18 protein-coding genes and 1 pseudogene are annotated in these 20,025 nt (G+C 56.1%); 10 read left to right on the top strand and 9 right to left on the bottom strand.

All coding sequences use genetic code 11. The annotated features are described in order from the left end of the window. Positions 1-71: 71 nt before the first annotated feature. From RQI55_RS04175 to RQI55_RS04155, 5 genes are all read right to left on the bottom strand, one after another. Positions 72-584, bottom strand: a complete 513-nt coding sequence (locus RQI55_RS04175) for a GNAT family N-acetyltransferase (protein ID WP_243255856.1) — start codon at positions 582-584, stop codon at positions 72-74. Between the two features lie 8 nt (positions 585-592). Beyond that, on the bottom strand, positions 593-799 hold the full coding sequence (locus tag RQI55_RS04170; protein ID WP_243256950.1) for a DUF1127 domain-containing protein: 207 nt from the start codon (positions 797-799) through the stop codon (positions 593-595). 458 nt (positions 800-1,257) lie between these two features. Further along, positions 1,258-2,088 carry a glutamate racemase gene (gene murI / locus RQI55_RS04165; RefSeq protein WP_243255855.1) on the bottom strand — a complete coding sequence of 277 codons (831 nt, stop codon included), beginning with the start codon at positions 2,086-2,088 and terminating at the stop codon, positions 1,258-1,260. Further along, on the bottom strand, positions 2,069-2,899 hold the full coding sequence (locus RQI55_RS04160; RefSeq protein ID WP_243255854.1) for an RNA methyltransferase: 831 nt from the start codon (positions 2,897-2,899) through the stop codon (positions 2,069-2,071). Before RQI55_RS04160 ends, murI begins: the two co-directional genes overlap by 20 nt. 77 nt (positions 2,900-2,976) lie before the next feature. Beyond that, entirely contained in the window at positions 2,977-3,507 is a 531-nt protein-coding gene (locus tag RQI55_RS04155; protein WP_243255853.1) for a hypothetical protein, read from the bottom strand. A 209-nt stretch (positions 3,508-3,716) separates the two neighbouring features. Between RQI55_RS04155 and RQI55_RS04150 the strand changes: the two genes are divergently transcribed. Together RQI55_RS04150 and RQI55_RS04145 are read left to right on the top strand one after the other, a co-directional pair. After that, complete coding sequence (locus tag RQI55_RS04150) at positions 3,717-4,931, top strand: NADP-dependent isocitrate dehydrogenase (protein WP_243255852.1); 1,215 nt, start codon at positions 3,717-3,719, stop codon at positions 4,929-4,931. A gap of 107 nt (positions 4,932-5,038) precedes the next feature. Then, positions 5,039-5,665: pseudogene (locus RQI55_RS04145) on the top strand (glutathione S-transferase family protein). A gap of 135 nt (positions 5,666-5,800) precedes the next feature. On the opposite strand, the gene alaS reads toward RQI55_RS04145, so the two are convergent. Next, positions 5,801-8,464: an alanine--tRNA ligase gene (alaS, locus tag RQI55_RS04140; RefSeq protein ID WP_243255849.1), complete on the bottom strand. Its 2,664-nt coding sequence runs from the start codon at positions 8,462-8,464 to the stop codon at positions 5,801-5,803. Between the two features lie 191 nt (positions 8,465-8,655). Beyond that, the gene (recA, locus tag RQI55_RS04135) at positions 8,656-9,744 is read right to left on the bottom strand and encodes a recombinase RecA (RefSeq protein ID WP_042619314.1); all 1,089 of its coding nucleotides are present in this window, start codon (positions 9,742-9,744) and stop codon (positions 8,656-8,658) included. Positions 9,745-9,991: 247 nt separating this feature from the next. Here recA and RQI55_RS04130 point away from each other — a divergent pair, with 247 nt between their 5' ends. The 3 genes from RQI55_RS04130 (at position 9,992) to RQI55_RS04120 (ending at position 12,919) form a co-directional block, all read left to right on the top strand. Further along, the gene (locus RQI55_RS04130; protein ID WP_311272137.1) at positions 9,992-10,930 is read left to right on the top strand and encodes a carbohydrate kinase family protein; all 939 of its coding nucleotides are present in this window, start codon (positions 9,992-9,994) and stop codon (positions 10,928-10,930) included. Between the two features lie 30 nt (positions 10,931-10,960). Continuing rightward, complete coding sequence (locus tag RQI55_RS04125; RefSeq protein WP_243255846.1) at positions 10,961-11,884, top strand: pseudouridine-5'-phosphate glycosidase; 924 nt, start codon at positions 10,961-10,963, stop codon at positions 11,882-11,884. 384 nt (positions 11,885-12,268) lie between these two features. Next, a complete protein-coding gene (locus RQI55_RS04120; RefSeq protein WP_243255845.1) occupies positions 12,269-12,919 on the top strand; it encodes an outer membrane protein in 651 nt (216 codons plus the stop codon). A gap of 118 nt (positions 12,920-13,037) precedes the next feature. On the opposite strand, the gene RQI55_RS04115 is transcribed toward RQI55_RS04120, so the two are convergent. Next, on the bottom strand, positions 13,038-15,272 hold the full coding sequence (locus tag RQI55_RS04115) for an OmpA family protein (RefSeq protein ID WP_243255843.1): 2,235 nt from the start codon (positions 15,270-15,272) through the stop codon (positions 13,038-13,040). Between the two features lie 337 nt (positions 15,273-15,609). On the opposite strand from RQI55_RS04115, the gene RQI55_RS04110 reads away from it, so the two are divergent. From RQI55_RS04110 to RQI55_RS04090, 5 genes are all read left to right on the top strand, one after another. Then, positions 15,610-16,383, top strand: coding sequence for an ABC transporter substrate-binding protein (locus RQI55_RS04110; RefSeq protein WP_243255841.1), 774 nt, complete (start codon positions 15,610-15,612; stop codon positions 16,381-16,383). A gap of 115 nt (positions 16,384-16,498) precedes the next feature. Next, complete coding sequence (locus RQI55_RS04105; protein WP_192066917.1) at positions 16,499-17,302, top strand: ABC transporter permease; 804 nt, start codon at positions 16,499-16,501, stop codon at positions 17,300-17,302. Then, positions 17,299-18,129 (top strand): ABC transporter permease, encoded by an 831-nt coding sequence (locus RQI55_RS04100; protein WP_243255839.1) that lies wholly within the window; start codon positions 17,299-17,301, stop codon positions 18,127-18,129. Before RQI55_RS04105 ends, RQI55_RS04100 begins: the two co-directional genes overlap by 4 nt. Positions 18,130-18,292: 163 nt before the next feature. After that, a complete protein-coding gene (locus RQI55_RS04095; RefSeq protein ID WP_243255838.1) occupies positions 18,293-18,559 on the top strand; it encodes an usg protein in 267 nt (88 codons plus the stop codon). Between the two features lie 75 nt (positions 18,560-18,634). Continuing rightward, positions 18,635-19,459, top strand: a complete 825-nt coding sequence (locus RQI55_RS04090; protein WP_042619718.1) for a class I SAM-dependent methyltransferase — start codon at positions 18,635-18,637, stop codon at positions 19,457-19,459. Between the two features lie 69 nt (positions 19,460-19,528). On the opposite strand, the gene RQI55_RS04085 is transcribed toward RQI55_RS04090, so the two are convergent. Further along, a complete protein-coding gene (locus RQI55_RS04085) occupies positions 19,529-20,020 on the bottom strand; it encodes an Lrp/AsnC family transcriptional regulator (protein ID WP_042619306.1) in 492 nt (163 codons plus the stop codon). Positions 20,021-20,025: the final 5 nt, after the last annotated feature.

Here is a 20,025-nt window from a genome sequence, read left to right as displayed (position 1 = left end):
CTTGGCGATGATAACGGAAAGCAAGCCACCAAGCCGGAACAAGATCAAGGAAAATTGCGATAACGGGAAGCTCAAGCTTGCCCATCGCGCAGCGCGAGCGCCATCAGGACGTCGTCATAATAGGTCTGCCCGACTTTGCGCGCACGTGGCTCGTATCCATATTGCTCGAAACCTAGCTTCCTATAGAGCCCGCATGCACCAACATTCGATGCCTCCACGACGAGATTGACCTGTTCAACAATTGGCCGTGCATAGTCCAGAACGTGTTGAACAAGCGCTGCACCGACGCCCAATCCGCGCATTTCCGGCCGCACATACATCCCGACAATCAACCCTTTGTGCCTGAGTTTCGCAGCTGCGGAGAGATGCAGACCCACAGTGCCAACCATGACATTCGTATCAGATCGTCGAGCACCAAAAATATCGTGTTGTTCGAGGCGCTGTGCGAAGTCTTCGAGGGGTAGCAGGAACTCTTCTTCGAAGGATGAGCCAAAGGATTCCGGATGGGCGGCCAGACACTCCAGCCGAAGGGAACGATAGTCTCCAGCGTCAGGGCCGGACAGCTTGTTTATTGTAACTTGCATCAGCATTCTCAATCCTGTCGTCTAATGTGAAAACCTTCTCGGCAGCATCGCCGCCGAGAAGGTGGCCGTCTCAAAAGCGCGGGGCCCAGGGGGGGTATCAGTGGCGGCGCTTGCCGTTCTTTGATAACCGGCAGGCCGATGTCACGCCGCATGTGATCGGACAAATGCGAAACGTGAGCCCGCGTCTGGTGACGCTTCCATGCAACGACGAGCATGGCTCTTAATGTTACCCAGACGCCAAAATGGCTGAACAGCTCATCAACAGCGGTCGAAGCATCAGTTACACGTATAGATTGTTCATTGGACATAAGAATCCGTCCCGGCGTGTTTCAGCAACCAGGCCCTTTCGTGATGGGAAAAATGCGCAAAGGGAATCGGACGTGCAAAAATGCGACGACACGATAAGTCTGCGGTTGTTAGGTGTTGGAATGCCCAGAGGCAGAGAAAGGCCGCGTCAGCAGACCTTTATCGGAAAGATACCACGGTAATTGCGATAAGGACCGGCATCATTCGACGTGCTACGCCAGTGAGACGATGGTTCGTAAATGTAGTCATATAACGCCTCCTGAGTTTGAGTTGCGAGCTTGTAATTTTTGCCACAGCTTTTTTAACAAGGCAACAGCCTCAATCGAAAATTGCAACCGAAATCAAAATTGAAGCAAATATGCAACAGTCACCGTTGGGGGACGGCGACCTTAAGACCAAAGCCCTGCATGAGGCGGCGCGTTGTGAAGTCGGGCTGGCCGGATGTGAAAATCGCAAAGTCGAAGCCTTCGGGATGCTCGGCACCCTGCACCATTTCGACTTTTCGGCGGGCCTGTCGCGCGATGGCTTCAGCGGGATCCAGCCAGTCCACGGGCCATGGCGCCAGCTTACGAAAGACATTGGCCATGAAGGGATAATGGGTGCAGGCCAGCACAATGATATCCGTGCGCGCGCCCTTCTCCTCAACGAAGCACGGCGATATTTCCGCCAGCACCGCGTCATCCGAAACAGGCTCTCCGCGTATCCATGCTTCCGCCATGCGCGCGAGGTTTTCCGACCCAACCAACCGCACATGGCATTGAGAAGCGAAAGACTGGATGAGATCACGCGTATAGGCACGTTTCACTGTGCCGGGCGTGGCCAGAACCGAAACGAGGCCAGAACGCGTGCGCTCTGCCGCCGGCTTGATGGCGGGAACTGTGCCGACAAACGTCATATCGGGAAATTTTGCGCGAAGAGCAGCACCTGCAAGCGTAAACGCCGTATTGCAGGCAACAATGCAGATTTCCGGTTGATGGGTCTCGATCAGCCAGCCAAACAGTGAAACCAGCCGCTCAGTCAGCGCGCCCTCTTCCCACCCGCCATAGGGAAAACCGGCATCATCAGCAACATAGATGAAGCCGCGCTCCGGCATCAGAACTCTTGCCTCACGCAAGACGGTCAAGCCGCCAATGCCGCTATCCAGAACGAGCACCGGCTTTGACGCTGGCGGCATGGGATCACGCGTCGTCGGCGCCATCTTCCCTCACGCTTTCTGCAGCATAGGGGCCATTGCTGCCCCTCGGCGTCTGGCGTCCATATTTATCGAATGTGCCGAAGACGCCGCGCAAAACGTTGATTTCCTGTGAAGAAAGCGCGCGGCGAGACAAGACCGCCCGCAGATTTTCAATCATCCGCTGTTTCTTGCCTTCGGGGCGGAAATATCCGCGGGCATCCAGGGCTTCTTCCATTTGCTCGAACAGGCCGTAAAGCTGCTCCTTCGTCGCCGGCTGCTGCTCCAGAGGCTCAAACAGTGTCTGGCTGAGGTCCTCCATGCTGGACTTCATCCACTCATAGGACATGAGCAGAACGGCTTGCGCGATGTTCAGCGAGGCAAAAGCTGGATTGACCGGAAACGTGACGATCTCATCGGCCAGCGCTACCTCTTCATTGGTCAGGCCCCAGCGCTCACGACCAAACAGAATGCCTGTCTTCTCGCCGGATCTGAATTTCAAGCGCAGGGTTTCCGCCGCAACCACGGGCGCACGCACAGGCTTGAAACCATAGCGTTCCCGCGCCGTCGTAGCATAGGTGAATTGCAGATCGGCAGTCGCCTCTTCGATCGTATCGAAAACCCGCGTGCTATCGATGACATGGTCGGCTTTCGAGGCGGCAGAGCGAGCCTTCTCATTCGGCCAGCCATCCCTCGGATTGACCAACCGCAACTCGGCCAGACCAAAATTGGCCATGGCGCGTGCCACCATGCCGATGTTTTCACCCAGCTGGGGTTCGACAAGAATGATCGCCGGACCCTCTGCCAGAAGCTCAAGCTCGCTGTTTGTACCTGCCATAGTCGCCTTCCAATATTTTGGCGTTTCACTGGCACAGATTTAAGGACAAATCAAAGGCACGAGTCGGGAAATGCGGCTTATTCACCCTTGATGATATTTGTCATTTCCTGAACGAGGGAATCACGACCATCATCGCCCACGCGATGGATATCGCTGATCACTGGCTTACCGTCTTCCTCGATCACATCGAAATCGACCTGATCGACGCTCGCCTTCATCTCGGCCTCATCCATGCAGGCCCACAGCTTGAACTTGACGTTCACGCTGGTCATGCCGTCCTTGGCGGGCGCGGGCGTTATGGCAACATCCTGCAACGGGCAGCCATCCTGCGAGTTGGTGACAACGTCGTAACCGAACGGGTCACCCTTTTCGCCACTCTCCACTTCGGAGGCGGGCTTCTTCGACGCTTCGCGGTATTGTGCCGCAAATGCCTTGCTGAACAGCGTGCTCAGCAGGTCTTCATCGAATATGTATTTCCAGTCTTGCGCTTCGCCCGACCAGTTCTTGACGGTAATATCCATCACCTTTTTCACAGGTTCTGTCGGGTCTGCGGCAATGGCGTGGGTGGAAAAGAGAATGGCAGCAGTGGTGAGCAGAAATTTCCGCATGATGATGTCCTGGAGCAAGGCTTACCCGACGTAAGCGAATCGGCAGACTTTAAATCGCCCGCGACTTTTAGCAACGCGTTTTGGTTGTCTCACACCCAAAAAAGGCATGCATATGGCTTTGCCTTCGACGCTCGCGATGCTATAGCGCCACGGGATATTTTTTGAATATCGCGCCCTCCCGGCGCATCATTCTCGAAGGTGAGGAATTTATGACAAAGATCAAGGTAGCCAATCCGGTCGTCGATCTAGACGGCGACGAAATGACCCGTATCATCTGGCAGCTCATCAAGGACAAGCTGATCCTGCCGTACCTCGATCTCGACATCGAATACTACGATCTTTCGGTTGAAAACCGCGATGCTACCAACGACCAGGTAACGATTGATGCTGCTCACGCCATCAAGAAGCACGGCGTTGGCATCAAGTGCGCAACGATCACGCCAGACGAAGATCGCGTCAAGGAATTCAACCTCAAGCAGATGTGGAAGAGCCCGAACGGCACGATCCGCAACATCCTGGGCGGCGTTATTTTCCGCGAGCCCATCATCTGCAAAAACGTGCCGCGCCTCGTTCCAGGCTGGACAAAGCCAATCGTTGTTGGCCGTCACGCTTTTGGCGACCAGTACAAGGCAACCGACTTCAAATTCCCAGGCAAGGGCAAGCTGACGATCAAGTTCGTTGGTGAAGACGGCCAGGTTATTGAAAAAGACGTTTTCGATGCGCCAAGCGCTGGCGTGGCCATGGCCATGTACAACCTGGATGAGTCGATCCGCGAATTCGCACGCGCATCCATGAACTACGGCCTGATGCGCAAGTGGCCTGTTTATCTGTCCACGAAGAACACCATCCTCAAGGCTTATGACGGCCGCTTCAAGGATATCTTCGAAGAAATCTATCAGGCTGAATTCAAGGCGAAGTTCGCTGAAGTCGGCATCACCTATGAGCACCGCCTCATCGACGACATGGTCGCATCCGCGCTCAAGTGGTCCGGCGGTTATGTCTGGGCGTGCAAGAACTACGACGGCGACGTTCAGTCCGACACGGTTGCTCAGGGCTTCGGCTCTCTCGGCCTCATGACCTCGGTTCTTCTGTCGCCAGATGGCCGCACGGTTGAAGCTGAAGCTGCTCACGGCACAGTGACCCGTCACTACCGCCAGCACCAGAAGGGTCAGGAAACATCGACCAACTCCATCGCGTCGATCTTCGCCTGGAGCCGTGGTCTCGCTCACCGCGCCAAGCTGGATGACAATGCCGAACTGGCAAAGTTTGCTGCAACGCTGGAAACCGTCTGCGTCGATACTGTCGAAGCCGGTTACATGACAAAGGACCTGGCGCTGCTCATCGGCCCAGATCAGCCTTGGCTGTCCACAACGGCTTTCCTCGACAAGGTCGACGAAAACCTCAAGCTGGCAATGGCTGCCTGATCGGCCTTGCACAGACACTGACATTGAGAACCCGGCCGCTGCGCCGGGTTTTCTTTTGAGTTAGATGGATGCCAAGCCGCATCAACGTCGAATAGGGAGAAGACACCATGAGCGACCTCACACTCTATACCAACCCCATGTCTCGCGGGCGCATCGTGCGCTGGATGCTGGAAGAAGTTGGCGCGACCTACAACACCGAATATCTGGATTATGCAGGCGCGATGAAATCGGATGCCTACAAGGCCATCAACCCGATGGGCAAGGTTCCGGCCATCAAGCATGGAAACACGGTGATAACCGAAACTGCGGCGATCTGCGCCTATCTCGCAGATGCATTTCCGCAGGCAAACCTTGCTCCGCCTATCGCGGAACGCGGCACATATTATCGCTGGTTCTTCTACGCCGCAGGTCCGCTGGAAATGTCTGTGACCACGAAAGCCATGGGTTTTGAAATTGGGCCAGACAAGCAGCGCATGGCGGGTTGCGGTGCCTATAGCGATGTCATGGATACAATCGAAAAGGCGCTTGAAGCCAACCGCTATATTGCAGGTGATCAGTTCACCGCCGCCGACGTCTAAATCGGCTCACAACTCAGCTGGGGGATGCAATTCGGGACGATCGAGAAACGTCAGCGGTTCGTGGATTATGTCGCCAATCTGAAAGAGCGTGAAGCCTACAAGCGCGCAACGCAAATGGATGACGATGCACTGAAGGCACAGCAGGCGGCTGGATAAACCGCCGATATTTAAGGAGAAATGGGGGAGCTAAAACGCAAGTCTTACCTCCCCTCCGTCACCCTCGGGCTTGTCCCGAGGGTCTAACCACATTCGATCTTGCTACTCGTTTCCGAGGTGAGAGAACCACTTTACTCAGCCAGCCAGAGACGCTGATACAGCTTCAATCGCCGCATCTGCCTTGTCACCATCCGGGCCACCAGCCTGAGCCATATCAGGACGACCGCCGCCGCCCTTGCCACCAAGTGCAGCGGAGGCTGTGCGAACGAGATCAACCGCGCTGAAGCGCGCTGTGAGATCTTCGGTCACAGCTGCAACAGCGCTGGCCTTGCCGTCTTCGGAGACGGCAATCAGCAATACGACGCCGGAGCCGAGACCGGACTTGGCTTCGTCAGCCAGGCTCTTCAGGTCCTTAGCATCAATGCCGGACAGGGTCTTGGCCAGGAACTTGACGCCGCCGATGTCTTTCACATCACCAGCAGAGCCTTCAGAGGAGCCGCCACCCATGGCGAGCTTGCGACGGGCGTCATTCAGCTCACGCTCCATCTTCTTACGCTCATCGACAAGGCTTTCAACGCGCGCCAGCAATTCGGAAGGCTGAACCTTCAATGATGAGGCCAGAGCCTTCACACGCTCATCCTGCTCGGCAAGATAAGCGAGTGCGCCGGGACCGGTCACCGCTTCGATGCGGCGCACACCTGCACCCACTGCGCTTTCGCCCAGCACGCGCACCAAACCGATCTGGCCGGTCGCGGAGACGTGCGTGCCACCGCAAAGCTCAACGGAATATGGGCGATTGGCCTTGGCACCATGGATGCCGGTGCCCATGGATACAACGCGTACTTCATCACCGTACTTCTCACCAAACAGCGCCATAGCACCTTCGGCAATGGCATCATCAACGCTCATCAAGCGCGTCACGACAGGTGAGTTCTGCAGGATGATTTCATTGGCCATGTCTTCGACTATCTTCAACTCTTCAGCCGACATGGGCTTGGGATGAGAGACGTCGAAACGCAGGCGTTCTGGCGCAACCAGCGAGCCCTTCTGAGCCACATGGGTGCCAAGAACCTCGCGCAAAGCTTCGTGCAAAAGGTGCGTGGCCGAATGGTTGGCGCGCAGGCGCGACCGTCTGTCGTGATCGACAGTCAGCTGCACTTCATCACCAACCTTGATCCCGCCCTTGGAAACGGAACCGATATGCGCAAACAGGCCCTCGCCTTTCTTGTGCGTATCAGACACGGAAAACGCGCCATCGTCGGACGAGATGACACCGGTATCGCCCATCTGTCCGCCGGACTCACCGTAGAACGGTGTCTGGTTGACGACGATCTGAACGGTCTCGCCCTCGGCAGCACTTTCCACCGACTTGCCATCCTTGACGATGGCCAGGACGACGCCTTCTGCGGTCTCGGTGTCGTAACCGAGGAACTCGGTCGCACCGTGCTTTTCCTTGAGCTCGAACCAGACAGTTTCGGTCGCCTTGTCGCCGGAGCCTGTCCAGTGCGAGCGCGCCTCAGCCTTCTGGCGCTCCATAGCGCCGGTAAAGCCTGATACATCGACGCCGATTTCACGCGCTCGCAGCGCATCCTGTGTCAAATCAAGCGGGAAGCCATAGGTGTCATAGAGCTTGAAGGCCGTTTCGCCGTCCAGCATATCGCCCTTGTTCAAGGTCGACGTTGCATCAGACAGCAGCGAGAGGCCGCGCTCCAGCGTCTTGCGGAACCGGGTTTCTTCGAGCTTCAGCGTTTCGGAAATCAGCGCCTCGGCGCGTACCAACTCAGGATAGGCGCGGCCCATCTGCTGAACGAGCGCGGGCAACAGCTTCCAGATCAACGGCTCGCGTGAGCCAAGCAATTCGGCATGGCGCATGGCGCGACGCATGATGCGGCGAAGCACATAGCCGCGACCTTCATTCGACGGCAGAACGCCATCGGCAATCAGGAAGGCCGTCGAGCGAAGGTGATCAGCAATGATGCGGTGGCTGGCGCGGTTATCGCCTTCCGCCGGAACGCCGGTGGCCTCGACCGATGCGGCAATCAGCGCCTTGAACAGATCCGTATCGTAATTGTCATGCTTGCCCTGAAGAAGCGCAGAAATACGCTCCAGGCCCATGCCGGTGTCGATGGACGGACGCGGAAGGCTGATGCGCTCTTCCTTCGTGACCTGCTCATACTGCATGAAAACGAGATTCCATATCTCGATGAAGCGATCGCCATCTTCATCGGCAGATCCGGGAGGGCCACCCCAGATATGATCGCCGTGGTCATAGAAGATTTCCGAGCAGGGACCGCAAGGACCGGTATCACCCATCGCCCAGAAGTTATCGCTGGTGGGAATGCGGATGATGCGATCATCGGAGAAACCAGCAATCTTCTTCCAGAGATCAAAGGCTTCGTCGTCGGTATGATAGACAGTGACCAGCAGACGGTTCTTGTCGATCCCGAATTCCTTGGTGATCAGGTTCCAGGCGTGGGTAATCGCCTCCTCCTTGAAATAGTCACCAAAGGAGAAGTTGCCGAGCATTTCAAAGAAAGTGTGATGGCGGGCGGTGTAGCCGACATTATCAAGATCGTTATGCTTGCCGCCGGCGCGAACGCATTTCTGCGATGATGCCGCTGTGGAATAGGGACGGCTTTCCAATCCGGTAAAGACGTTCTTGAACTGAACCATGCCCGCATTGGTAAACATCAATGTCGGGTCATTGCGCGGCACAAGCGGGCTGGATGGCACGATCTCGTGACCGTTCTTCTTGAAGTAGTCGAGGAAGGTCGACCGGATTTCATTTACACCGCTCATCAGAAGTCCTTCATTTCCACGCGATCCCGCGGCCATAGCATAAAAAACACTGGCTTTTATCGTCAGCCACACGGCCTGTCCAGCCAAACAGGGCAAGGACACAGCACAAATAAAGGCCGCGCGACACAATCGCACGACCTTTGATCTTCAAACATCAGAATATTGCCGAAAATTTTGTCCGGCAACGCGCATCATGCGTCGGGATCAACCCCATCCGCATCCGCCTCAGGTCCACCGTTCTGGAGGAACTTTTCAGCGATAAGACCGGCATTCTGACGCAGCGCCAGTTCGATCTCTTCGGCCACAGCAGGATTTTCCTTGAGGAACGTCTTTGCGTTTTCACGCCCCTGCCCCAGACGCTGGCTCTTGTAGGAAAACCATGCACCGGCCTTTTCGACCAGACCAGCCTTCACACCCAGATCGACAAGCTCGCCCGTCTTGGATACGCCTTCGCCATACATGATGTCGAATTCGACCTGCTTGAAGGGAGGTGCCATCTTGTTCTTGACGACCTTAACGCGGGTCTGGTTGCCCACAACCTCTTCACGGTCCTTGACGGCGCCGATGCGACGAATGTCGAGACGCACAGATGCGTAGAACTTCAACGCGTTACCGCCTGTGGTCACTTCCGGCGAGCCATAGGAAATACCGATCTTCATGCGGATCTGGTTGATGAAGATGACCATGGTCTTCGACTTCGAGATCGAGGCGGTCAGCTTGCGCAGCGCCTGGCTCATCAAACGAGCCTGAAGACCGGGAAGGCTGTCGCCCATTTCGCCTTCAATTTCCGCACGCGGCGTCAGCGCAGCAACGGAGTCGATGACAAGCACGTCGACCGCGCCGGAACGCACCAGCGTATCGGTAATTTCAAGCGCCTGTTCACCCGTATCGGGCTGCGAAATCAGCAAGTTGTGGAGATCGACACCGAGCTTGCGGGCATAGACTGGATCGAGCGCATGCTCGGCATCCACAAAGGCGCAAATTCCGCCCTTTTTCTGCGCTTCTGCAATTGTCTGCAAAGCGAGCGTCGTCTTACCCGAGCTTTCAGGTCCGTAAATCTCGATGATACGGCCCTTGGGCAGACCACCAATACCGAGCGCCACATCAAGGCTGAGCGAACCTGTGGAAACGGTCTCGACCTCGACGATACTTTCATTGGAACCGAGCTTCATAATCGATCCCTTGCCGAACGAACGTTCGATCTGGGAAAGCGCCGCCTCCAGTGCCTTGCTTTTATCCACTGCTTTGTCCTCTACAAGACGCAAAGAATTTTGTGCCATCTGGAAACCACCTTTAGGTTATTGAAGCCGCACAGGCAATGAAGCTCTCGATGGCCGTTTTGTACTTTATTTGTTCTCATCCCGCAATGGGGCATCATCATATTGAAATCAAATATGGATAAGTCCTTTGTTCTACATTTGTTTTTGTTTTCAAGCTGTGGAAAAACATTACCTTGCATCGTGGTTTCTAAGGCTCTCAAAAACCGAATCGATATGCATTTGACGGCTGACATGGGGAAAAACGGCAGTGAATAAATTACTCGTTCTCGGCGGCGCACATATTGACCGTCGAGGGATGATCCAGACGGAAACCGTGGTCGGAGCCAGCAATCCCGGCGCATGGATGGAGGAGGCTGGCGGCGGCGGTTTCAATGCAGCCCGCAACCTGTCGCGTCTCGGGTTCCAGGTCAGGATCATGGCGCCGCGGGGTGGCGATGCGAATGGAGAGACAGTCGCCGCGGCGGCGAGAGACGCTGGCGTCGAAGATACCCCGTTCACATTCCTTGATCGCAGCACCCCTAGCTACACGGCCATCCTTGAACGCGATGGAAATCTTGTCATCGCCATCGCAGATATGGAGCTCTACACGCTTTTCACCCCGCGACGCCTGCGGGTGCGCGCCGTGCGCGAGGCCATCATGGCAAGCGATGCGGTTCTTTGCGATGCCAACCTGCCGGAAGCCACTTTGCTGGCTTTGAGCGTTGCTGCGCGCGCCTGCGAGAAGCCACTCGCGGCCATCGCCATATCGCCTGCGAAGGTTGTGAAGCTGAAGCCCGCTTTGGCCGATATCGACATTCTCTTTATGAACGAGGCAGAGGCGCGGGCATTGACCGGCGCTGATGTGGACGACGTGCGAGAATGGCCGGAACTTTTGAAATCGCTCGGCCTTCGCGGCGGCGTCATCACCAGCGGTGCGCGGCACGTCGTGGGTTTCAACGATTGGGAAACGGCCATTCTGCACCCACCTCTTATTACCTCAGTACGAGATGTCACCGGTGCGGGAGATGCGATGGCCTCGGGTTATCTAGCCGCCATCAGGCAGGGGCACCCACCATCACAGGCGCTGCGCTGGGGTGCTGCGGCTGCGGCCATCACCGTGCAATCCCCTAGCGCAACACCCCCGGAATTAAACCAGAACACGCTCGATGCCATGCTGGCCCTTGTGCCACCGGCTGAAATGGTATGAACAGACCGCTGAAATAGATCGGAAGAACCAATGACAAAATCCATTCCCCCGCTTTTGCCCATCGCTTATTCGACTGAGGTCGCCGCCGCCAAGCAGCGCGGCGCGCCCATCGTCGCCCTCGAATCAACCATCATCACCCACGGCATGCCCTACCCCGGCAATATCCAGATGGCTGAAAGCGTGGAACAGATCATCCGCGATCAGGGCGCCATTCCGGCAACCATCGCCGTCATTCACGGCACCTTGCACATCGGGCTTGAAAAAGAAGAGCTCGAAGCGCTCGCAAAGACAACAGATGCGATGAAAGTATCGCGTGCTGATATCGCTTTCGCCATTGCCGAGCGTCGCACAGGCGCGACGACAGTTGCCGCCACCATGATTGCCGCTGAACACGCAGGCATCAAGGTCTTCGCAACAGGCGGCATTGGCGGCGTACATCGCGGTGCTGAGACAAGCTTCGATATCTCCGCTGATCTGACCGAACTGGCAAGAACCGGCGTTATCGTTGTTTGCGCGGGCGCCAAGGCAATCCTCGACATTCCAAAGACGCTTGAGGTGTTGGAAACGAATGGCGTTCCTGTCGTGACCTTCGGATCGACGGAGTTTCCGGCATTCTGGTCGAGGGCGTCTGGCCTTAAAAGCCCGCTCTCGCTGAACAGTCCCGCTGCAATCGCCAATTTCCAGACAACGCGCGAACAGCTTGGCATCGATGGTGGCATGCTGGTTGCGAACCCCGTGCCGGAAGAGGACGAAATTTCCCGCGAGGAGATGGAGATCTACATCACCCGCGCCCTTTCCCACGCAGAGGAAGACGAGATCGCTGGAAAGTCCGTTACGCCTTATCTGCTTTCGAAAATTTTCGAGATCACCGAAGGCCGCAGCCTGGACACCAATATCGCACTGGTGCGCAACAATGCCCGTCTGGCCGCAGAGATCGCCGTCGCGCTTATCTGAGCGCTTGGCGATTAAGAAAGCCCGTCGCATTTGCGCGACACTGACCCCGCAGGATAATAAATTTTGCGGGGTAGCCTTAGCTGCATGCAACGTTTGAATGAGCGATTCGCTTTCTGGAAGGCGAATTTCCGCGTCAGAGTTACGCAGCTGCGAACAAACACATGGTTGTATTCGCGGTGGATGCGGGTGCAAATAGTGTAATTTTTTTACTTAATGATACATTTATAATTTGCAATAAGCCAGGAATACTAGCGCCTTCGATATAAATTATATTTATCGAATATTTTCCTCCACTGCACATAGCGAGTTCTGTGTCTTTTTTACCACATACGCGCGACGCGACGCTGATTATGCCGATACCTATCAAAGCGAGTGGAGACGCATATGTTCAGAAGCTTTATTTTTGCAACTACAACGATTGCCGCAGTCTGGGGCAGCAGCGCTATCGCGGCTGATGCCGTGAATGAAGTTCCATCTGCGCCGACAGCTGTTGAAACCTCTGAGTTCTCGTGGGCTGGCGGTTATGCAGGTATCCATGGCGGGTATGGCTGGATGGAAGGCACACTTTCACAGGGCGGTGCCAAGGCAGAAGGTGATTTCAATGGCGGACGCGTTGGCGGTTTTGGCGGCTGGAATTTTGACGTTGGACACAACGTCATTCTCGGCGTTGAAGCCGATGTCAGTTACGACTGGAATGACGTCGATTTTACAAGCACCAACAAAGTCGGAACAGACGTTTCTGGCTCTGTCCGCGGACGCGCAGGTTATGCTGTAGATCACGCACTGTTCTTTGTATCCGGCGGGTTCACCGCAACGAAGGGATATTGGGAAAACGTACTTGCAGACGAAAAAGAAACCTTTAAGGGCTGGACTGTTGGTGCCGGCGTCGATTTTGCGCTGACCAAAAACATCTTTACGCGCGTCGAATATCGCTACAATGACTATGGCGACACTGATTTTCGCATATCCAGCTCGCCACTCAACTTCGACACGAAACAGCACGCTGTGAACATCGGCCTTGCCGTGACGTTCTAATTGCAGTTCTGCGGGCGAGTTTTGCGCGCCCCAATTTAAAAAGCCCCCGAAAGTTGAGATCAACTTTCGGGGGCTTAATTTGTCGGGACAATCCCGATTTATTCAGGCTCGCGTCACATCACTTCTGAGCGACTGGCTTCACAAGCGACGTGATACGACGGATCGTGACACGGCGATTTTCTTGCGAAGCGCCGAGCGTCTGGACCTTGAGGAAGCGTTCGCCGTAACCCTGTGTTGCGAAGTTTTCCGGCGGGATGCCGTAGACGTCTGTCAGCACATTGGCAACGGAAGCAGCACGCTCATCAGAGAGAACGAGGTTGCTCTGGTCATCGCCCACAGCATCCGTATGACCTTCAATCAGGAAGGTCTCGGCGGGGTTCTTTTCAAGCACCTTGTTCATGGCATCCGCCACCTTGCGCAATGACTGCGCCTGGCTCATCGGAATTTCGGCACTGCCTGTTGCGAAGGTGATGGTATCCAGATCGATACGGCGCACCTTGTCGCGGATACGGGCAGAGTAACGCACTTCATCCATGGAATAGACGCGCTCTACAGGCTCTACCGGTGGCTGCTCGAGGAAACGATAGTAGTCGCGGTCCGGCTCGCTTGATGTATCGATGATGTAGTCCTGCACCGGAATACGCAGGCGCATTGGTGGAAGATCCAGACCCGGGTCACGATACACATATTCGCGGTCTGGCTGGTCTACGAGCTCGGGCGCATAGAACAGCACATATTCACGACCACGGTCATCGATGCGCGAACGCTGAACGACATCGCCGTAGCGGTTGCGAATCGTCACGACCTGACTTCCATCCCGACGCTCGACAGTTTCACGAACGCGACCTTCGGACAGGCGCTCGTAGTATGGCTTGGCGCCATCACGAACGAAACGGTCATTATCATCGCCGCGCACAACGACTCGGTCGCCATACTGCAGGAACACACGGTCGCCCATGTCGCGATCACGGCCACCACGTGGCATGTCGCGTGGCTGCCATTCACGCACGCCTTCGGGACGGTCATACTCCGGACGACGTTCTACGCGCTCACCCTGCATGGAGGTGATGGCCTGAATGACGATCTGTGCCGCATTGCTGTCACCACTACGGGACTGTGCTTCCGCGTCAGATGTCGGCACCTTGAAGTCACGAACGGCCTCACGCTCCTGACGACGCTGATCGCGTGACTGCTGGTTGCCAGAGCGTTCGGCTTCCTTGTCGCTATCCAGAACGGCTGCGCCCTTGTCGATAGGCAGAATGACCGTGTCGGCGGACTTCGAAGGATCCTTGGCGACGGCGCGAGCCTTGTCCAGCTCCTGCTTGGTCGATGGAGCGGCTTCCTGCTGTGGCGTCGCAATCTGCGCCGGAACAGGCTCGCCGGCAGGTGCCTGACCAGTGGTCTGGCCATCCTGTGGTGCGGCTGGCGCTACAGGGATGGCTGGCTGCTCACCGCTCTGGGCACGCGGTGGGCGTTGCTGCTCAGATGGCTGCTGACCAGGGGCCGGGTTCGGCTGTTCACTTGGCGCAGGCGCTCTGCCGGGTGTCGGCGGCTCCTTTGGCACAGGTGCGGCCTTTGCATCGGGCTCTGGTGCGGCAGGCTTCTTGCCTGGGGTTGCAGATTCGGGTGTCGCTTCACTGGCCGCTGGGGCTTCCGCCTTAGGCGCGCGTGGACGCTCGCCTTCAGCTGCTGGCTGCTGGTCAGCTTTCGGGCGACGAGGACGCTCCTGCTGTTGTTCTGCTCCTGCCTCAGCTGGGGCTGCATCAGCTGGCGCGGCTGCATCAGGCTTTGCATCACGACGCGGACGCTCGGGCTTTGCTTCACCTTCGGCAGCGGGCTGCTGGTCTGGCTTGGCGCGGCGAGGACGTTCCTGCTGCTGCTCCGGTGCAGCCTGTTCGGCTGAGGCATCTGGCTTGGCTTCACGGCGTGGGCGCTGTGGCTCGGCACCGGCTTCTGGCGCAGCTTCGCGGCGAGGACGTGGTGGAGCGGCCTCGGCTGCCGGCTCAGGTGGCGCTTCACGCTTGGGCGCGGCTTCGCGCTTTGGTTCAGCTTCGCGCTTGGGTTCGGCTTCAGGCGCAGCCTCGCGGCGCGGCGCTTCTTCCTTTGGCTGCTCAGCCTTGGGCTGCTCTGGCTCGGCCTCTTTCGCTGGTGCACGCTTTTTCGGCAGCTCTTCAGCTGGTGGTTCCGCCTGCGCCATCAACACACCCGTAACTGTGGCAGGTTCGACCTGACGGGATGTATAGTGTGCAGCGCTTTCGCCAGCAAAAGATGCCGCCATTGCGGGATCAATCGCTATTGCGAAAGACATCAGGGGAAAAACCACCCCGGTCAGCAGCTTGTTCTTCTTGAGCATTATAGTTCCTCACCTAGTGATGGTCTTGTAGCGCGTGTATTGCAGCTTGCTAAAAACAGGCTGCACATGCAGGCGCTGAACAACGCCTGAACTTCAGGCTTGTTCCCATCATGGCGAAGGCGGGCTGTACCGGAAATGAACAGATTTAGGCCATTTCGTGAACTGAATGTGGCGTATCTCGCAATGCAAAACGATTAGGGTTGCATTTTAGATGAAGGGATAAGACTATCCGCCAAGCGCAGATTGCACTTGATACCTTCAACCAATTGCGCGAAACATTTACCGTCCAGAAAAAATAACAAGCTGGACGGAAGACACGCCGAAAGAGAGGATCGCAATGCGTATTTCCACCCGTCTGCTCGCTGCTGCATCGATTGCCGCGATGTCGCTTTTCTCCGGTGCCGCCATGGCGCAGGACAAGCTGGTCATCGGCACGGAAGGCGCCTACCCCCCATTCAACGTTCTGGAAGCAGACGGCACGCTGACCGGTTTCGATATCGATATCGCCAAGGCGCTGTGTGTTGAGATGAAGACCGAGTGCACTTTCGTGACCAACGACTGGGATGGAATCATCCCTGCTCTGCAGGCCAAGAAGTTCGACGCAATTGTTGCGTCCATGTCGATCACGCCTGAGCGTCTGGAAAAGGTCGACTTCTCCAAGAAGTACTACAACACACCACCAGCCATTGCCGTGCCAAAGGACAGCACGATCAAATCTCCCGCAGACCTGAAGGGCAAGACGATTGGCGCACAGGGTTCCACCACCCATGCAAACTACGCCGAAAAGCACCTTGCTGATTCCGAGCTGAAACTTTACCCAACTGCTGACGAGTACAAGCTCGACATCACCAACGGTCGTATCGATGGCGTCATCGACGACATCGTTGTGCTGTCGCAGTGGGTCAAGTCTGACGCAGGCGCATGCTGCAAAATTCTGACCGCAATGCCTGTTGATGAAGTCATCAACGGTCAGGGCGCTGGTATTGCAGTGCGCAAGGGCGACAAGGCGCTGGCAGACAAGCTGACGGCAGCCATTGCGGCCATCCGCGCAAGTGGCGAATACAAGAAGATCAACGACAAGTATTTTGATTTCGACGTTTACGGCCAGTAAGCGATTGTTCTGTTGAAATATGATGGCGGAAGGCTTGCCCTTCCGCCATTTTTGTTTGAGAACAGAAACATAAAACAATACGAAACAAGCGGCGAAGACCGTAGGGGAAATTGGCATGAGCGGAGCATTTTCCGCCATAGGTTCCTTCTGGACCTATCTCACGTATCTCTTCGATCCATTCTGCGGCCCGGCTGGCATTTTCTCCCTCTTCGGCAATGGCACACTTGTGGCCTGTGGGGACGCAGGCTGGGGCGATGAAATCGCTTTCGGCGTCAAGATCACCATCTCCGTGGCAATAGCCACCTTGCCGATTGGCCTCATTCTTGGGTTCCTGATCGCTCTGGCGGCGCAATCGCAAGAAAAATCTCTACGGCTGGCTGCCGGCATCTACACGACGATCTTTCGCGGCCTGCCGGAACTGCTGACGCTGTTCATCGTCTATTACGGCATTCAGATGCTGTTGCAGTCGGCGGGCGGTTACCTCGGCTTTACAGGACCAATCGAAATCAACGCCTTTGTCGCTGGCATGATCGCTTTGTCGGTGGTGTTTTCGTCCTATGCGTCCGAAGTTCTGCTGTCTGCCTTCCGTGCCATTCCCAAGGGACAATATGAAGCGGGTGATGCGCTTGGCCTTTCGCGCAGCCGCACAATGGTGCTTATCATCATTCCGCAGCTCATTCGCATCGCGCTGCCGGGAATGACGAATTTGTGGATGATCCTGCTGAAAGACACGTCTTATGTGTCGATCATTGGCCTCTCGGATATTGTACGCCAGACTGGCATCGCGGCGCGTGTCAGCAAAGAGGCTTTCTTCTTCTATGGCATCGCCTGTCTTCTGTACCTCATCCTTGCATTGATCTCGTCGCTGGGGCTTGGCTATATTGACCGCTGGTCGCGTCGCTCGGAGGCCAGCCGATGAGCCATGCGCAAGAACTGATCCCTGCCCGCCCCGCCCCGCCAGCCGTGGCAAGAACCCTGTCTGCCTCAAAAGTGCTGGGCTATGGCGTCATTGGTCTGTGGCTGCTGCTGGGCCTTGCCCTGCTATCCTTCATGATATCAGGCTGGAGCCTCGACAAGTTCACCCGCTACGGGCCGCGCTATATCGATGGTTTGATCACCACGATCACGCTGGTCGGAACGTCCATCATTCTTGGTGCTCTGCTTTCGCTGCCGCTTGCATTTGCCCGCATGTCGAAAAACCGTGTTATTGGCACGCTGGCGTATGTCTATGTCTACGTGTTTCGCAGCACGCCTTTGCTGGCGCAGCTGTTCCTCATCTATTACGGCCTTGGTAGTTTCCGGCCGGAACTCGAAAGTGTTCACCTGTGGTGGTTCTTCCGTGAAGCATGGTATTGCGGTCTCCTGTCGCTCACGCTGAACACGGCAGCCTACCAGGCGGAAATCCTGCGTGGCGCAATTATCAGCGTTCCCAAGGGCCAGCATGAAGGCGCAGCCTCGCTCGGCATTTCAAAGGCCGTGACATTCTGGAAAATCACTCTTCCGCAAGCACTGATCGTCGCACTGCGGCCCTATGGCAACGAGATCATTCTTATGATCAAGGGATCAGCCGTGGTCTCAATCGTCACCGTGTTCGACCTGATGGGCCAGACCCGCTACGCCTTCTCAAGGACATTTGATTACCAGACCTATCTGTGGGCAGCGATCTTCTATCTGACCATCGTTGAAATCCTGCGCAACACATGGGCTCGGATCGAGAAGCGCCTCACTCGGCATCTCATCCGGTAAAAGTCTGGCAGCACTCCATCGGAATGAATGCTAACAGGCTGATAAATATAAATATTTTGTGACAGAAAGGTCTTTCAGCAAGGTTCGGTTAAGGATCTCGTGTTCCCATGGTTATCGGTATCGAAGGCGATATCGGCGACCATTGAGAACGGGAGCAGCCAGCATGAACAAAGACATGGAAATGATGCTGAAAGGCTACGGCCTGACCACTGCTGAAATACTCTACAGAATGCCTGATCACCCGGTCGTTCTGCAAACCTACCTCTGGCAGCACTATGATCTTGCGCCTGACTTTCCCGAAATGCACGGCTTCCTGAAATTCTGGAAGGAGAAACTGGACGGTCCGCTGCACTCGGTTCGCTACACTCACCGCCAGCTGATTTCGGCGCAGGAGTGGCGGTCGCTGAAGGGCGAGTTCATTCTTCACTGACAAAACAAAGATTGCGCCATCCGACTTTGCGGCTTAAGCAGACTGCGAATTTTAAGCAAAGTCCGGATGCGCGCCATGACAAACAACCAGAAAATCGACGAAGAAGCTCTTGCCGAGGCGTATAACCGCGCTCTTTCCCTGGAAAAAGCGGGTGATATCGACGCCGCCGTGAAGGCTTATGAAGAGGTCCTGGCGATTGACCCGGAAGATCATGGTGGCGCGGCCGTTCGCATCGCCTCCATGGGTCGCGGCGAAACGCCGCCCAAGGCACCCGACGCTTATGTCGAAACGCTGTTTGACCAGCAGGCTGAGGCTTTCGAGGACATTCTGGTTGATCAGTTGGGATATGCGGTGCCAATGGTCGTTCGCCAGCGCCTGCAAACTCTGGAACTGGGACCCTTCAAGCGCATGCTCGATCTGGGCTGCGGCACAGGCCTGACAGGCGAAGCGCTGCGCGATATGGCCACCGATATTACCGGCATGGATCTTTCCGAAAACATGGTCGAAATTGCCCATGAAAAGGATATCTATGAGACGCTGTACGTGGCGGAAGTCGAGGATTTTCTGGAAGACAATGACGACGAGGCCTTTGACCTGATCACGGCAACCGATGTCCTGCCCTATCTCGGCGCGCTGGAGCCGATCTTCTTTGGTGCAGCGGAGAACATGGTCGAAGGTGGTTTGTTTGTCTTCTCGTCCGAAACCCTGCCTTCAGAAACCATGGCCGGTCGCCCTTACATGGTCGGTCCGCACCAGCGTTTCGCGCATTCCGAAACCTATATCCGCGAGCGCCTGGCTGCCACGGGCTTTGACATTGTCGAGGTCACAGACATCAACGTCCGGATGCAGGACGGCCACCCAACACCGGGTCATCTTGTCATCGCGAAATACAAGGGTTGAAGCATGGGCGCCTCGCGCGCCCAAACCCTTCGAGCGTTTCCTTAGCGGGAAACGCTCTGACAACAGTGATCAGGAATCATCGCCGGATTTCGCGTTGTCGAGTTGCATGTAATCCAGCGGCAGTTCGGTCGTGTATTTGATCTGCTCCATGGCAAAGACAGACGACACGTCACGGATTTCGATCTTGGCAATCATGCGCTTGTAGAACGCATCATAGGCCGCAATGTCAGGCACAACGACCCGCAGCAGGTAATCAACGTCACCGCTCATGCGGTAGAATTCGACAACCTCGGGAAACTCCGAAACGACTTCCGAAAAGCGCTTCAACCACTCGATGGAGTGAGAGGCGGTGCGGATCGAAACGAAAACCGTAACCTTGGTGTTGACTTTACCGGCGTCGAGGATGGCAACGCGACGGCGAATGACACCGTCCTCTTCCATCTTCTGGATGCGGCGCCAGCATGGCGTGGTGGAAAGTCCGACCTTTTTTGCAAGGTCAGCAACAGCCAGCGTGGAATCTTCCTGCAAAATCCGTAGTATTTTTCGGTCGAGACGGTCCAATTTTC

The organism is Rhizobium sp. WCS2018Hpa-16 (genome assembly GCF_031843705.1).
Lineage (GTDB): Bacteria > Pseudomonadota > Alphaproteobacteria > Rhizobiales > Rhizobiaceae > Agrobacterium > Agrobacterium tumefaciens_C.
Note: the sequence above shows the minus strand (reverse complement) of the source record. Positions and strands in the feature narration are given on the sequence as shown.

Excerpts from the sequence above, each read along its gene's own strand:
- RQI55_RS04110 (WP_243255841.1), top strand. The coding sequence starts at position 15,610 with ATGCGTATTTCCACCCGTCTGCTCGCTGCTGCATCGATTGCCGCGATG.
- murI (WP_243255855.1), bottom strand. The coding sequence starts at position 2,088 with ATGGCGCCGACGACGCGTGATCCCATGCCGCCAGCGTCAAAGCCGGTG.
- alaS (WP_243255849.1), bottom strand. The coding sequence starts at position 8,464 with ATGAGCGGTGTAAATGAAATCCGGTCGACCTTCCTCGACTACTTCAAG.
- RQI55_RS04090 (WP_042619718.1), top strand. The coding sequence starts at position 18,635 with ATGACAAACAACCAGAAAATCGACGAAGAAGCTCTTGCCGAGGCGTAT.
- RQI55_RS04155 (WP_243255853.1), bottom strand. The coding sequence starts at position 3,507 with ATGCGGAAATTTCTGCTCACCACTGCTGCCATTCTCTTTTCCACCCAC.
- RQI55_RS04100 (WP_243255839.1), top strand. The coding sequence starts at position 17,299 with ATGAGCCATGCGCAAGAACTGATCCCTGCCCGCCCCGCCCCGCCAGCC.
- recA (WP_042619314.1), bottom strand. The coding sequence starts at position 9,744 with ATGGCACAAAATTCTTTGCGTCTTGTAGAGGACAAAGCAGTGGATAAA.
- RQI55_RS04160 (WP_243255854.1), bottom strand. The coding sequence starts at position 2,899 with ATGGCAGGTACAAACAGCGAGCTTGAGCTTCTGGCAGAGGGTCCGGCG.
- RQI55_RS04125 (WP_243255846.1), top strand. The coding sequence starts at position 10,961 with ATGACAAAATCCATTCCCCCGCTTTTGCCCATCGCTTATTCGACTGAG.
- RQI55_RS04105 (WP_192066917.1), top strand. The coding sequence starts at position 16,499 with ATGAGCGGAGCATTTTCCGCCATAGGTTCCTTCTGGACCTATCTCACG.
- RQI55_RS04175 (WP_243255856.1), bottom strand. The coding sequence starts at position 584 with ATGCAAGTTACAATAAACAAGCTGTCCGGCCCTGACGCTGGAGACTAT.
- RQI55_RS04150 (WP_243255852.1), top strand. The coding sequence starts at position 3,717 with ATGACAAAGATCAAGGTAGCCAATCCGGTCGTCGATCTAGACGGCGAC.
- RQI55_RS04115 (WP_243255843.1), bottom strand. The coding sequence starts at position 15,272 with ATGCTCAAGAAGAACAAGCTGCTGACCGGGGTGGTTTTTCCCCTGATG.
- RQI55_RS04120 (WP_243255845.1), top strand. The coding sequence starts at position 12,269 with ATGTTCAGAAGCTTTATTTTTGCAACTACAACGATTGCCGCAGTCTGG.
- RQI55_RS04095 (WP_243255838.1), top strand. The coding sequence starts at position 18,293 with ATGAACAAAGACATGGAAATGATGCTGAAAGGCTACGGCCTGACCACT.
- RQI55_RS04170 (WP_243256950.1), bottom strand. The coding sequence starts at position 799 with ATGCTCGTCGTTGCATGGAAGCGTCACCAGACGCGGGCTCACGTTTCG.